The sequence below is a fragment of the Paraburkholderia sp. BR14374 genome, from assembly GCF_040948685.1.
In the GTDB taxonomy this organism is placed as follows: domain Bacteria; phylum Pseudomonadota; class Gammaproteobacteria; order Burkholderiales; family Burkholderiaceae; genus Paraburkholderia; species Paraburkholderia youngii.
The window spans coordinates 135,441-148,089 of record NZ_JBFPKF010000019.1; the positions used below are offsets into that span (position 1 = coordinate 135,441).

The 12,649-nt window shown below is 62.4% G+C and carries 12 protein-coding genes; 5 read left to right on the top strand and 7 right to left on the bottom strand.

Annotated features, from left to right (window positions below; all coding sequences use genetic code 11):
- Positions 1-237: 237 nt before the first annotated feature.
- Entirely contained in the window at positions 238-2,331 is a 2,094-nt protein-coding gene (uvrB, locus tag AB3X86_RS31115; RefSeq protein ID WP_368598904.1) for an excinuclease ABC subunit UvrB, read from the bottom strand.
- Between the two features lie 445 nt (positions 2,332-2,776).
- Between uvrB and AB3X86_RS31120 the strand changes: the two genes are divergently transcribed.
- Positions 2,777-3,976, top strand: a complete 1,200-nt coding sequence (locus AB3X86_RS31120) for an amino acid aminotransferase (protein WP_176109087.1) — start codon at positions 2,777-2,779, stop codon at positions 3,974-3,976.
- 161 nt (positions 3,977-4,137) lie between these two features.
- On the opposite strand, the gene AB3X86_RS31125 is transcribed toward AB3X86_RS31120, so the two are convergent.
- Together AB3X86_RS31125 and AB3X86_RS31130 are read right to left on the bottom strand one after the other, a co-directional pair.
- A complete protein-coding gene (locus AB3X86_RS31125) occupies positions 4,138-5,370 on the bottom strand; it encodes a DUF3734 domain-containing protein (RefSeq protein WP_368598905.1) in 1,233 nt (410 codons plus the stop codon).
- 9 nt (positions 5,371-5,379) lie between these two features.
- The gene (locus AB3X86_RS31130) at positions 5,380-6,177 is read right to left on the bottom strand and encodes a 3-hydroxybutyrate dehydrogenase (protein ID WP_368598906.1); all 798 of its coding nucleotides are present in this window, start codon (positions 6,175-6,177) and stop codon (positions 5,380-5,382) included.
- A gap of 235 nt (positions 6,178-6,412) precedes the next feature.
- Between AB3X86_RS31130 and AB3X86_RS31135 the strand changes: the two genes are divergently transcribed.
- A complete protein-coding gene (locus AB3X86_RS31135; protein ID WP_368598907.1) occupies positions 6,413-7,384 on the top strand; it encodes a potassium channel beta subunit family protein in 972 nt (323 codons plus the stop codon).
- Positions 7,385-7,503: 119 nt separating this feature from the next.
- A complete protein-coding gene (locus AB3X86_RS31140) occupies positions 7,504-8,349 on the top strand; it encodes a 23S rRNA (adenine(2030)-N(6))-methyltransferase RlmJ (protein WP_368593200.1) in 846 nt (281 codons plus the stop codon).
- A 78-nt stretch (positions 8,350-8,427) separates the two neighbouring features.
- Here the strand turns inward: AB3X86_RS31140 and AB3X86_RS31145 are convergent, their stop codons facing one another.
- From AB3X86_RS31145 to cueR, 4 genes are all read right to left on the bottom strand, one after another.
- Positions 8,428-9,468, bottom strand: a complete 1,041-nt coding sequence (locus AB3X86_RS31145) for an ABC transporter substrate-binding protein (protein ID WP_368598908.1) — start codon at positions 9,466-9,468, stop codon at positions 8,428-8,430.
- Positions 9,469-9,693: 225 nt separating this feature from the next.
- A complete protein-coding gene (locus AB3X86_RS31150) occupies positions 9,694-10,044 on the bottom strand; it encodes a hypothetical protein (RefSeq protein WP_368598909.1) in 351 nt (116 codons plus the stop codon).
- Positions 10,045-10,290: 246 nt separating this feature from the next.
- Positions 10,291-10,437 (bottom strand): DUF3563 family protein, encoded by a 147-nt coding sequence (locus AB3X86_RS31155; RefSeq protein ID WP_013088978.1) that lies wholly within the window; start codon positions 10,435-10,437, stop codon positions 10,291-10,293.
- A 300-nt stretch (positions 10,438-10,737) separates the two neighbouring features.
- A complete protein-coding gene (gene cueR / locus AB3X86_RS31160; RefSeq protein WP_176109093.1) occupies positions 10,738-11,160 on the bottom strand; it encodes a Cu(I)-responsive transcriptional regulator in 423 nt (140 codons plus the stop codon).
- 134 nt (positions 11,161-11,294) lie between these two features.
- Between cueR and AB3X86_RS31165 the strand changes: the two genes are divergently transcribed.
- Both AB3X86_RS31165 and AB3X86_RS31170 read left to right on the top strand, forming a co-directional pair.
- Entirely contained in the window at positions 11,295-11,498 is a 204-nt protein-coding gene (locus tag AB3X86_RS31165) for a heavy-metal-associated domain-containing protein (protein WP_176382369.1), read from the top strand.
- 11 nt (positions 11,499-11,509) lie between these two features.
- On the top strand, positions 11,510-12,433 hold the full coding sequence (locus AB3X86_RS31170) for a dTDP-4-dehydrorhamnose reductase family protein (protein ID WP_368598910.1): 924 nt from the start codon (positions 11,510-11,512) through the stop codon (positions 12,431-12,433).
- Positions 12,434-12,649: the final 216 nt, after the last annotated feature.

Sequence of the window (12,649 nt, forward strand, 5' to 3'; positions counted from 1 at the left end):
TCATCGATCGCTGATGAGAACAAACCCGTTAGTGCGCTCGGCCTCATGCCAGCATGGTTTTAAGGTTCGCTTAAGAAGATCTTTGTGTGTCGAGGAAGGTGGGAAGGAATTCGTCACGGCCAAAGTGACTGCTCCGGACGGCTCCCGCGGGAGCTCAGGTACTGGCCAATGAGAAAGGGCGTGGCGAGCGGCCGCGCCCTTTCATGGTGAACAAAAGCGGTGGAAGGGAAACGTCAATCAGTCGACGCCCGACACGTGATCGCCGACATTCGCGCCGAACACGCGCTGACGCAGCAGCGCCAGTTGGTCGCGGGTCTGCGCGGCTTTCTCGAATTCGAGATTCTTCGCGTGCTCCATCATCTGCTTTTCGAGGCGCTTGATTTCCTTGGCGAGTTGCTTCTCGGACATGTCCTCGAACTTCGCGCGGGTCTGCTGCTCCTTCAACTCGGCGCGCGCTTCGTCGGCGTTGTACACGCCGTCGATGATGTCGCGAATCCGTTTCACGACCCCACGCGGCGTAATGCCGTGCGCGGCGTTGAACGCGATCTGCTTGGCCCGGCGCCGCTCGGTTTCGTCGATCGCGCGACGCATCGAGTCGGTGATGTTGTCCGCGTAGAGGATCGCCTTGCCGTTCACGTTACGCGCCGCCCGGCCGATGGTCTGGATCAGCGAACGCTCCGCGCGCAGGAAGCCTTCCTTGTCCGCGTCCAGAATCGCGACCAGCGACACCTCGGGAATATCGAGCCCCTCGCGCAGCAGGTTGATGCCGACCAGCACGTCGAACGCGCCGAGACGCAGATCGCGGATGATTTCGACGCGCTCGACCGTGTCGATGTCGCTGTGCAGATAGCGCACCTTGATGCCGTGGTCGGCCAGAAACTCGGTGAGCTGCTCGGCCATCCGCTTGGTCAGTGTCGTGACGAGCACCCGATCGCCGGCCTTGATGCGCTCGTTGATCTCGCCGAGCACGTCGTCGACCTGGCTGCGCGCCGGCCGCACCTCGATTTCGGGATCGACGAGGCCGGTCGGGCGCACCAGCTGTTCGGCGACCTGCCCCGACGTCTTCTTCTCGTAATCGGCGGGCGTCGCCGACACGAACACGACCTGGCGCATCTTGCGCTCGAACTCGTTGAACTTGAGCGGCCGGTTGTCGAGCGCCGACGGCAGCCGGAAACCGTAGTCGACGAGGTTTTCCTTGCGCGCGCGGTCGCCGTTGTACATGCCGTTCAGCTGGCCGATCAGCACGTGCGATTCGTCGAGCATCATGATCGCGTCGGGCGGCAGGTAATCGACGAGCGTCGGCGGCGGCTCGCCCGGCGCCGCGCCCGAGAAATGTCGCGAATAGTTCTCGATGCCCTTGCAGAATCCGAGCTCCTGCAGCATTTCAAGGTCGAAGCGGGTGCGCTGCTCGAGCCGCTGCGCCTCGACGAGCTTGCCTTCGCTATAGAAGAACTCGAGCCGCTCGCGCAGTTCGGCCTTGATCGTTTCGACCGCGCGCAGCACGGTGTCGCGCGGCGTCACGTAGTGCGACGACGGATACACGGTAAAGCGCGGAATCTTCTGCCGCACGCGGCCGGTGAGCGGATCGAACAGCTGCAGCGTTTCGACTTCGTCGTCGAACAGCTCGACGCGCACCGCCATCTCGGCGTGCTCGGCCGGGAAGATATCGATCGTATCGCCGCGCACGCGGAACGAGCCGCGCTGGAAGTCGGCTTCGTTGCGGCTGTACTGCATCGCGATCAGCCGCGAGATGACATCGCGCTGGCCGAGCCGGTCGCCGGTGCGCAGCGTCAGGATCATCTGGTGGTATTCGGACGGATTGCCGATACCGTAAATCGCCGACACCGTCGCGACGATCACCACGTCGCGCCGCTCCATCAGGCTCTTGGTCGCCGAAAGCCGCATCTGCTCGATATGCTCGTTGATCGACGAGTCTTTCTCGATGAACAGATCGCGCTGCGGCACGTACGCTTCCGGCTGGTAGTAGTCGTAGTACGAGACGAAGTATTCGACCGCGTTGCGCGGAAAGAACTCGCGGAACTCCGAGTACAGCTGCGCGGCGAGCGTCTTGTTCGGCGCGAACACGATCGCCGGGCGGCCGAGCCGCGCGATCGTGTTGGCCATCGTGAAGGTCTTGCCGGAGCCGGTCACGCCGAGCAGCGTCTGGAACGCGAGACCATCGCCGACGCCTTCGACGAGCGTCTCGATGGCCGTGGGCTGGTCGCCGGCGGGCGGATACGGCTGGTAGAGCTTGAACGGCGAACCGTCGAACGTGATGAATTTGGATTCGTCGAGCGTATCGTCGGCTTCAGTCAGATGGTGTTCGGACATGAGGGGCGGCACCGGCCTTGGGCAAAGAATCATTCTAACGGGTTGCGGAAAGCGAAGATCGAGCGGGGTTACGTAGGGAGGCGCTGGCCGTGCGGGCGGCGGCGTGTCATGGCCCTTTGCGGACTTGTGCGCGAGGCGAAGGACAGCGCACCTTGGCCGGGTCGCGCGGTCGAAACCGCCCCGTCCGCTCGAATTCCTTTCTGCCACATGGCTCCCAGTGCCTGTTTTTCAAGCAAATAATTGCCCTTGGGCCATCTGGTCGTCCGAAAAAAGCGCCCGGATTCGTTACAATGCGAAGTTGCGCTCGCTCGCCGCTGTCCATAGGCCGTCCCCGATTTTCGCGTTTCGTCGAACTGACGCCGCACACGCGAAACGCCGCCGACGCTCCAGATGAGGCCGCCCGCCCGCGAAGCCGCCCTCTATTCACTACTGCTGCCCACCCATCATGTCTCTGTTCTCCGCCGTCGAACTAGCTCCCCGCGACCCGATTCTGGGCCTGAACGAAGCTTTCAACGCCGATACGCGCGCCACCAAGGTCAACCTCGGCGTTGGTGTGTACTTCAATGAAGAAGGCAAGATTCCGCTGCTGCGCGCCGTGCGCGAGGCGGAAAAGGCCCGCGTCGATGCCGCGCTGCCGCGTGGCTATCTGCCGATCGAAGGTATCGCCGCTTACGATGCCGCCGTGCAAAAGCTGCTGCTCGGCAACGACTCGCCGCTGATCGCGGCCGGCCGCGTCGTCACGGCGCAGGCGCTGGGCGGCACGGGGGCGCTGAAGATCGGCGCGGACTTCCTGAAGCGAGTGAATCCGAACAGCAAGGTCGCGATCAGCGACCCGAGCTGGGAAAACCATCGCGCGCTGTTCGAAGGCGCGGGCTTCGTCGTCGAATCGTATCCGTACTATGACGCGCAGACGCACGGCGTGAACTTCGACGGCATGCTGAGTGCGCTGAACAGCTATGCGGCGGGCACGATCGTCGTGCTGCACGCGTGCTGCCACAACCCGACCGGCGTCGACCTGAGCGTCGAACAGTGGAAGCAGGTCGTCGAGGTCGTCAAGGCGCGCAATCTCGTGCCGTTCCTCGATATCGCCTACCAGGGCTTCGGCGACAACATCGAAGCGGATGCGGCAGCCGTGCGCCTGTTCGCGGCGCAGGAACTGAACGTGTTCGTGTCGTCGTCGTTCTCGAAGTCGTTCTCGCTGTACGGCGAGCGTGTCGGCGCACTGTCGATCATCACCTCGAGCAAGGAAGAAGCGGCGCGCGTGCTGTCGCAACTGAAGCGCGTGATCCGCACCAACTACTCGAACCCGCCGACGCACGGCGGCTCGGTGGTCGCGGCCGTGCTCGCGTCGCCGGAACTGCGCGCGACGTGGGAAAGCGAACTGGGCGAAATGCGCGATCGTATCCGCGCAATGCGCAATGGTCTCGTCGAGCGCCTGAAGGCAAGCGGCGTCGATCGCGACTTCAGCTTCGTGAACGCACAGCGCGGCATGTTCTCGTACTCGGGTCTGACGGCTGCGCAAGTGGATCGTCTGCGCGAAGAGTTCGGCATCTATGCGGTCAGCACCGGCCGTATCTGCGTGGCTGCGCTCAATACGCGCAACCTCGACGTCGTCGCCAATGCGATTGCTCACGTGCTCAAGTAAGGCAATTCACGGCGTGGAAGTTTGCCGCGCCAGTGCAGCAGCTTCGCTGCTGCAACTGTCTGTAGAAACGGCGCCCTTTTCAGAAAAGGGCGCCGTTTTTTATGCCTGCCGGACTGTTCGTTCGGCCTTGCCGGCGCGGCGTCGGGTTTCTCCGCGAAGAATCAGCGCGAGTCCCGATGAATATCGTGCGTGACGAACCCGGCATCGTTCTGCGGCATATCGAGCCAGTCGGGCTGTTCGAGTGAACGGACAATATCTTCGAGACCGCTTCGCCAATGCTCGCGCATCGTCGACAGACCGAACTGAAAGTCCTTGTAGTGACCTTCGTATTCCTTGTGCCGGTAGATCAGGTGAATCACGTTGTAGCGCTTCGAGCACGACAGATCTTCGGCTAGCTTGCACCACGGATCGTCGCGTTGCTCTTCGGGCACACGGTCCAGCACCTCGCGCAGTACGTGACGGAAACGCTGCGAACGCTGCAGCATGTCGGTCACGAGACGCGTACGGCTCGAATACTGGATGTCTTTCATGCGCCCCTGCACGTCGGTGATGTTGTCCGGCACCGGCCCGATCGCGCTCCATAAATCGACCTGAAACGCGAGCGTATCGCGACGCGGTGTGGTCTGGAGCACCTCGTAGAGCGGCGTATTCGACATCAGGCCGCCGTCCCAATAGAACTGACCGTCTATCTCGACGGCCGCGAAGCCCGGCGGCAACGCGCCCGACGCTATGAAATGCTCGGGCCTGAGCGTGGTGCGCGTATTGTCGAAGTACGCGAAGTTGCCGGTGCCGCAATTCACCGCGCCCACCGACACGCGTATTTCCCCGGAATTGATCCGATCGAAATCGCACAGCGACTCGAGCGTGGCCTTCAGCGGCGTGGTGTCGTAGTAGCTCGCCAATTGCGGCGGACCCGACACCGTGGGCAACGGCGGCGGGAAACGCGGCACGAAAAAGCCCTTTTGCCCTTCGACGATTGCGCTCATCGCCTGCGCTGCCGTAAATGCCTTGCGCACCGCTTCGCTCGAATTGAACAGCACGTGTTCGACCGGAGCCGGCAACGGCGGTCCGAACGCCGGCTGGCAGATCGTCTCCCAGAATTGCAGCAGACGCTCGACGCGTCGCTCCGGCGCATTGCCCGCAATGATCGCCGTATTCAGCGCGCCGATCGAAATTCCCGCGATCCAGTTCGGTTCGATGCCGGCTTCGTAAAGCCCCTGAAAGACGCCGGCCTGGTAGGCGCCGAGCGCGCCGCCGCCTTGCAGCATCAGCGCGACGGTTTCGTAGTCGGGCAACCGGAGGTGCCGGCGCGAGCGGGCGGCAATCGCCGGACCCGCACCCTCCCCGTCGCCGGACACGCCCACGCGCGCCCGCTTCAGATTGCGTTGCGCCATGGGCCGCCCTTAGTGCATGTACCAGCCGTGGCTCACGATGAACGACTGGCCGGTCAGCGCCGCGCTCGGGAAGGTCGACAGGAACAGCACGGTCTGCGCGACGTCTTCGACCGTCGTGAAGATACCGTCGACGGTACCGCCCAGCATCACGCGCTTGATGACTTCCTCTTCGCTGATACCGAATTCCTTCGCCTGCTCGGGAATCTGCTTGTCGACGAGCGGCGTGCGCACGAAGCCCGGACAAACGACGTGCGAACGCACGTTATGCGCAGCGCCCTCCTTGGCGAGCACGCGCGACAGACCCAGCAGAGCGTGCTTCGCGGTCACGTACGCCGACTTCAGCGGCGAGGCGAGATGCGAGTGGACCGAGCCCATGTAGATCACGACTCCGCCGCGATTGTCCTTGTACATATGCTTGAGCGCTGCCTTGGTGGTCAGGAACGCGCCGTCCACGTGAATGGCCTGCATCTTTTTCCAGTCCGAGAATGAATAGTTTTCGATCGGATTGACGATCTGGATGCCGGCGTTGGAAACGAGAATGTCGATCGAGCCGAATTCCTCGGCGACCTTGTCGATACCCTGGTTGACGGCGTCTTCGCTCGTCACGTCCATTGCCACGCCGATTGCCTTACCGCCGCCCTTTCTGATTTCTTCAGCAACGGCGTTCGCGCCCTCCTGGTTCAGGTCGGCGATCGCGACCGCCGCACCTGCGGCCGACAGAGTCAACGCGATCTGTTTGCCGATGCCACTCGCGGCGCCAGTGACGACGGCGACCTTGCCGTTCAGATTCGAGTTCAGAGACGACATCCAGAACCTCCATGCAGTTGATGAGCAATGAGACCACGAAGCCGCGCGCTGGGAGAAGTCGGCCAAACGGTATAGACCGTTCGGCGGATGCAGCGCGGCGGCTGACTTTGCTATTGTGCATGAACCCTGTGAACGACATAGGTAAAACGCACGCCAAACCGGATCTATTTAAACTGAACGCTTCCGGACTGAATCCGGGCTCCATTCCCGTGGCATCACCAACCAGGAGACATGCATGAATTATCGACGTCTGGGCCGCTCCGGCCTGCAAGTGAGCGAGTTGTCGATCGGCTCATGGGTCACGTACGGCAACCAGGTGGATCACCGCGCCGCGCGCGAATCGCTTGCCGCGGCGCGCGACGCGGGCGTCAATTTCTTCGACAACGCCGAAGTCTATGCGGGCGGCAAATCCGAGGAAATCATGGGCCATGCGTTGAAGGAACTCGCGTGGCCGCGCGTGAGTTACGTTGTGTCGACGAAATTTTTCTGGGGACTCAACGAAGCGCCGAACCAGTACCACACGCTCAACCGCAAGTACCTGATGAACGCCATCGACGGGTCGTTGAAGCGCCTGCAACTGGATTACGTCGATCTCGTATTCTGTCATCGTCCCGATCCGAACACGCCAGTCGAGGAAACGGTCTGGGCAATGAGCGACATGATCGCGCGCGGCAAGGCGCTGTACTGGGGCACCTCGGAATGGAGCGCCGACGAGATTCGCGCCGCATATGAAATTGCCGAGCGGCACCATCTGCACAAGCCGGTCATGGAGCAGCCGCAATACAACCTGTTTCACCGCAAACGCGTCGAGCAGGAATACAAGCGGCTTTACGAGGACATCGGCCTCGGCCTGACCACGTGGAGTCCGCTGGCATCGGGCCTGCTCACCGGCAAATACCGTGACGGCGTGCCCGCCGACAGTCGCGCGCAGTTGCAGGGCTATGACTGGCTGCGTCAGCAGCTCACCAACCCGACGCGGAACAACGTGGTCGGCCAGCTCGGCGCGGTCGCCGACGAACTCGACTGCACGGTCGGTCAGCTCGCGATCGCGTGGATTCTGAAGAATCCGAATGTCAGCACAGTGATCACGGGCGCCTCGCGCGTCGAACAGATCGGCGAAAACATGCAGTCCGCCGAGCTGGCGACGCGCATCACGCCGGAGATCAAGCAGCGGATCGAGGAGATCATCGGCGACGCGCACGAGTAATCGCGCGCGCAGCGCCACGCACTGAGTGACTAACCGGGCACGCGCGGTCGCGTACAATACGCGACCGCGCGTCGCCGGCTCCTTCGGGCCGGCCTGCGCTCTCTCAGCGTCCTCTCATCATGCTCAGCTACCGCCACGCCTTTCATGCCGGCAATCACGCCGACGTTCTGAAACACGCCGTCGTGTTGCAGCTCCTGCGCTACCTTGGCCAGAAAGACAAGGCCTACTGGTATATCGACACGCACGCGGGCGCCGGCGTCTACTCGCTGAAGGAAGGCTACGCGACGAAAACCGGCGAGTTCGAGACGGGTATCGCAAAACTGTGGGGACGCAACGATCTGCCGCCGCTGTTTGCCGACTACGTCGACGAAGTCAGCGCGCTCAATGCCGATGGCCAGCTGCATTTCTATCCGGGCTCGCCGTATCTCGCGTGGCGACAGTTGCGCGCGCAGGATCGTATGCGGCTATTCGAATTGCACAGCACCGAAATCGATGTGCTGCGCCACAATTTTCGCGACGCGGGTCGCCGCGCGATGCTGTACGCGGGCGACGGCTTCGACGGCATTCTCGCGCTGTTGCCGCCGGCGCCGCGTCGCGCGCTGATCCTGCTCGACCCGTCGTATGAAGACAAGCGCGACTACGGGCGCACGCTGCGCTGTGTCGAGGAAAGTCTGAAGCGATTTCCGACCGGCACGTATGCGGTCTGGTATCCACAGGTCAAGCGCCCCGAGTCGCAGCGTTTTCCCGATCAGCTGAAACAATTGCAGAAGGACAACTGGCTGCACGTCAGCCTGACCGTCAGCAATCCGCCGGAAGACGGCTATGGGCTGTTCGGTAGCGGCATGTTCATCCTGAACCCGCCGTATACGCTCGCCAAGATGCTGAAGGACCAGATGCCATGGCTCGTCAAGATGCTCGGCGAGGACAAGGCTGCGACGTTCAAGGTCGAATATCGCGGCAATTGAACGCGATGTGCGGCGCGTGAGCGGATTGCGCGTGCGGTCTGCAGTTGCCTGCCCGCGCAAGCCGATCTGCGCTCGGGCTCACTTCAACTGCGCGGCCGCCTTGCTCGCGAACTGGTTCGTATAGGTCGCACTCAAATCGATCTTCTTCGGATCGAGCCGGCTGTCGAACGACGACAACGCGCGCAGCGCCGTCGCCGGCCCATCTGCGGGCATCAGTCCGTCCGGCGAGTACGCGTCGCGCACGTTGTGAAAGGCATCGAGATAAAGCGTCGGGTCGCCCAACAGGTAGGCTTGCGGCACCATCTTCAGCAGATCCGCATCGCTCGCGGTCTGCAGCCAATGATTCGCGCGCACGATCGCGTTGGTCAGTGCCTGCGTCGTCTTCGGATTTTTCTGGATGAAGCTTTCGGGCGCATAAAGCGTTGCAGCGGGCATCGTACCGCCGAACACCTCCTGCGTGCCTTTGACCGTGCGCGTATCCACCAGCACCTTGATCGCGCCGCTACGCGTGAGCTTGGTCATCATTGGATCGACATTGGATAGCGCGTCGATCTGCCCACTGCCCACCGCGGCCAGCACTGTGGCGCCGCTTCCGACGCCGATCGCCGAAATGTCGCTGCGCTGCACGCCGGCCTTGCGCAACGCGACGGTGAGCACGAGATCCGTCGACGAACCCGGCGCGCTCACGCCGACCTTCGCGCCTTTGAAGTCCGCGAGCGACTTGATCTGATCGGCCTTCGACTTCACCACGCCGATCACGATTTGCGGTGCGCGGCCCATCAACACGAACGCGCGATAGTGTTGCCCCTTCGCCTGCATGAACAGCGTGTGCTCGAACGCGCCCGCGCCGACGTCGGCGCTGCCGCCCACCACCGCTTCGAGCGCCTTCGAGCCGCCCGCGAAATCTTCGAGCGTGACGTTCAGGCCTTCGTCCTTGAAGTAGCCGAGCTGCTGTGCGGCGAGGACTGGCAAATAGTAGAGGCCGGGTAAGCCGCCGACGGCCATCGTTAGTGTCGGCATTTCCGGCGCGTCCTTCGCGAACCCGGCGCCGGGCAGCGTAGCCAGTGCGAGCAGGATCAGGCAGGCGCGCGTCGCACGCTGCATCCAGTGATTGGGCATGATGACGTCTCCTTGTGTTTTCCGTTCGAAGCGGTGACGCAGGCGCGCAGCCGGGGATCGAAGCTCACGGCGACGAGGCGCGCAACGATTGTCGTCGGACGGTTTCACGGACGCCATGCGCCCAAACCCGAATGGGATTGTCCGGGGCGAGCGAAGCTGGCGTATTCGGCGGGAGAAGCGACACGGGTTAGAAGCGTCGCCGACGATCTTTCGCGCCGTCGCTACCTATTGCGGAAACGGCACTGGTCGGGGCATCGGCCGCGGCGGCACGCCACCACCCGCCGGCAACTGGATATAAGGCGCGACCACGAACGGCGGCGGCGATTCTGCAGGCAGCTCGACCGGTGCCGCGATCGGCGGCGCCGCGACGATCGGCTCCGGCGCAGGCGGCGCGCTTAGCAGTACGGTACCGCTCTGGCCATTATTGATGCCGCCAAGCGTATCGAGAACCACGGGAGGACGCTCGTAATCGGACACCGCATATGCGTCCGACGCGGCACAGAGGGTGGCGAAGGTCGCCGTGGCGGCCGCGGCCATCAGGGATCGGAAAGTTTGCAGCGAACGGACGGAGGACATAGGCAGCCCGATTGGTTATGAATGCCGTCTTGCGCGAAAAACGTCCTACATTACCGCGGCCCGCGTTACGAAGCTAGTCGATATTCGCCATGAGCAGCCTTCTTGCGGCGATCACTCGAAAAACGCCGAAGGCGCGCGGTTTTCGATGTCCAGATACGACAAAGCCCCGCTTTGACGGGGCTCGACATTGGTACTGCAATGGCCGTGCAAAAGCAGGCGCCGCCAGGTCAAACTCAAAGCGGAAACTCAGCGCGAATAGCCGTTGGTTTCGAGCGAACGGATGCGCTGTTCGAGCTGGACGATATCCGACGACGATGCGAGGTATGCCTCACGACGGCTACGTTCCGCGGTTTCGAACCAAGTGCTCAGCTTCTCAAGAATGAATGCAAACATGACTTCTCCAAGGATCAGATCGAATCCCCGGTGATTTGACATCAGGGATTCCCCGTAAAAGGGTTAACCCGCATTATAGCCTTCAGGGGCAACCTAGCCAGTGAAATGCCCGCATGATGTGCATTCCAATTTGGAATAACGCACTTCATTGGTGCGCTGACGGTGGTGATTTTATTGAGGTTTTTACCGCACGCTCGGCGCGGGCGCCCTTGGCTGGGTTTCAACGCACCCTTTCGGTGCATTACTCGATTGACCAAAGCGAATCGGCAGACCAGGTTGCGACTCTCCTCGACCCACCCGCTAAAGCGGATGGCAACCTTGTCCCGAAACAAGGTCCGTATCCGCTAGTCGCTCAATAATCGGACAATCTGGCCGGTCATCGCCGTTGCAATGATCGGCCAGATGCGCGAGGGTGTCGCGCATGTCCGTCAACTCGGCGATGCGGCGATCGAGTTCGGCGACATGCTCGAGCGCGATCCGCTTTACTTCGGCGCTTGCACGCGAGCGGTCGTGCCATAGAGCGAGGAGTCGCCGGATATCCTCGACCAGAAATCCGAGCCGGCGCGCCTGCCGGATAAAGCGAAGAGAATGCACTTCCTGCGGGCCATACACGCGATAACCAGCGCTCGTGCGCGCCTTCGCGGACAAAAGGCCAACGCTTTCGTAGTAGCGGATCATTTTTGCCGTAACGCCCGACGCGCGGGCCGCTTCGCCAATGTTCATGACTGTTTTCCCAAGGTTGCGGATGAACTCGAAGCGATCCTACACCTTCCCACCGTGGGAAGGTCAGCTACCCAAACACGAAACGGCAGGCATAATTCGGCTATCCGCGATCTGATTCGGCTGAGGTCTTTGCAATGACAATCGAACTCCATGTAGAAGGCATGAGCTGCCAGCACTGTGTGGCTGCCGTCACGAACGCGATTCGCGAGCACGACGCCGCCGCGCAGGTTCAGGTAGATCTCACGAGCGGCCGTGTGCTCGTGGAGTCGACACAACCGATCGAGGCGCTGAAGGCCGCGATTGACGAAGCCGGATACACGGCCACGTCTCTGCGTTGAGGGTGCGGGGCATGTTCAAGGTTGCCGTAATCGGTGGTTCCGGGCTGCTCGGGCGCGCGCTCAACGACGAACTCGCGCGCCAGGTCGATTGGCACATCGTCTCCACAGCATTTAGCCGGCCGTCTCCACAGATGGTCGCGTTCGATATTCGCGATAGCCTTGCGGTCGAGCGTTTCATCGACCACGTGGCACCGGATGCCGTCGTGATTGCCGCGGCGGAGCGCCGACCCGATGTATGCGAGCGCGATCCGGCACATGCTCGTGCGTTGAATGTTGATGCCGTGCGAATAATCGCCGGGGCGGCGAATCGACGCGGCGCGTGGACGCTGTCGATCTCGACCGACTACGTGTTCGACGGCAAGCACCCGCCCTATCGTCACGACAGCACGCCCGCGCCACTGAACGCGTATGGACAGAGCAAGCTCGAGGGAGAGCGAGCGCTAATCGAAACGGCCGAGCTCGGATGCGTGCTGCGCCTGCCGCTGCTGTATGGGCCGATTGTGAGTTGGTCGGAGTCAGCCGTGACTAGCCTTGTGCCGGCGATCGCGGCGTCGGCAGCGCCGGGCAGCCAGGCTGCGAAGATGGACGCTTGGGCGATCCGCTATCCTACGTTCACGCCCGATGTCGCGGTCGTGATCCGACAGATGCTCGAGCGACACGCGCGCGGCGAAACGATCTCCGGCATCGTGCAATGGTCCGGCGACGAACCGATGAACAAGTACGAGATCGCCGTGCGCCTGGCAGAAGCATTGCAACTCCGCGCGCATTTGACGGCGCAGCACACGCCCACCGATGCGACGCCGCGCCCTCACAACTGCCATTTGGCAACGAGCCGTCTGGAGGCACTTGGAGTCGGCCAACGCACACCGTTCGATACGGCGATCCGGCAGGTGCTAGCCGCGTTTGCATGGCGGGGAACGGCGACTCCCGCTTGATCTTGCGGCTTGCGTGCGGACGCTAATAGCAACGGAGGAGCTTGAGGATGCGCTGCGGATCGGAAAGTAGTGAAGCGCGCGGAATTGACCGCGTAAACGCAAAAACCCCACCGCTGCGGGTGGGGTTTCTGGCTTTTGGGGGAGCCTGACGATTACCTACTTTCACACGGGCAATCCGCACTATCATCGGCGTGGAGTCGTTTCACGGTCCTGTTC

What these genes read in the sequence shown, in the direction of transcription:
- uvrB (WP_368598904.1), bottom strand. Translation starts at nt 2,331, where the DNA reads ATGTCCGAACACCATCTGACTGAAGCCGACGATACGCTCGACGAATCC.
- AB3X86_RS31120 (WP_176109087.1), top strand. Translation starts at nt 2,777, where the DNA reads ATGTCTCTGTTCTCCGCCGTCGAACTAGCTCCCCGCGACCCGATTCTG.
- AB3X86_RS31125 (WP_368598905.1), bottom strand. Translation starts at nt 5,370, where the DNA reads ATGGCGCAACGCAATCTGAAGCGGGCGCGCGTGGGCGTGTCCGGCGAC.
- AB3X86_RS31130 (WP_368598906.1), bottom strand. Translation starts at nt 6,177, where the DNA reads ATGTCGTCTCTGAACTCGAATCTGAACGGCAAGGTCGCCGTCGTCACT.
- AB3X86_RS31135 (WP_368598907.1), top strand. Translation starts at nt 6,413, where the DNA reads ATGAATTATCGACGTCTGGGCCGCTCCGGCCTGCAAGTGAGCGAGTTG.
- AB3X86_RS31140 (WP_368593200.1), top strand. Translation starts at nt 7,504, where the DNA reads ATGCTCAGCTACCGCCACGCCTTTCATGCCGGCAATCACGCCGACGTT.
- AB3X86_RS31145 (WP_368598908.1), bottom strand. Translation starts at nt 9,468, where the DNA reads ATGCCCAATCACTGGATGCAGCGTGCGACGCGCGCCTGCCTGATCCTG.
- AB3X86_RS31150 (WP_368598909.1), bottom strand. Translation starts at nt 10,044, where the DNA reads ATGTCCTCCGTCCGTTCGCTGCAAACTTTCCGATCCCTGATGGCCGCG.
- AB3X86_RS31155 (WP_013088978.1), bottom strand. Translation starts at nt 10,437, where the DNA reads ATGTTTGCATTCATTCTTGAGAAGCTGAGCACTTGGTTCGAAACCGCG.
- cueR (WP_176109093.1), bottom strand. Translation starts at nt 11,160, where the DNA reads ATGAACATTGGCGAAGCGGCCCGCGCGTCGGGCGTTACGGCAAAAATG.
- AB3X86_RS31165 (WP_176382369.1), top strand. Translation starts at nt 11,295, where the DNA reads ATGACAATCGAACTCCATGTAGAAGGCATGAGCTGCCAGCACTGTGTG.
- AB3X86_RS31170 (WP_368598910.1), top strand. Translation starts at nt 11,510, where the DNA reads ATGTTCAAGGTTGCCGTAATCGGTGGTTCCGGGCTGCTCGGGCGCGCG.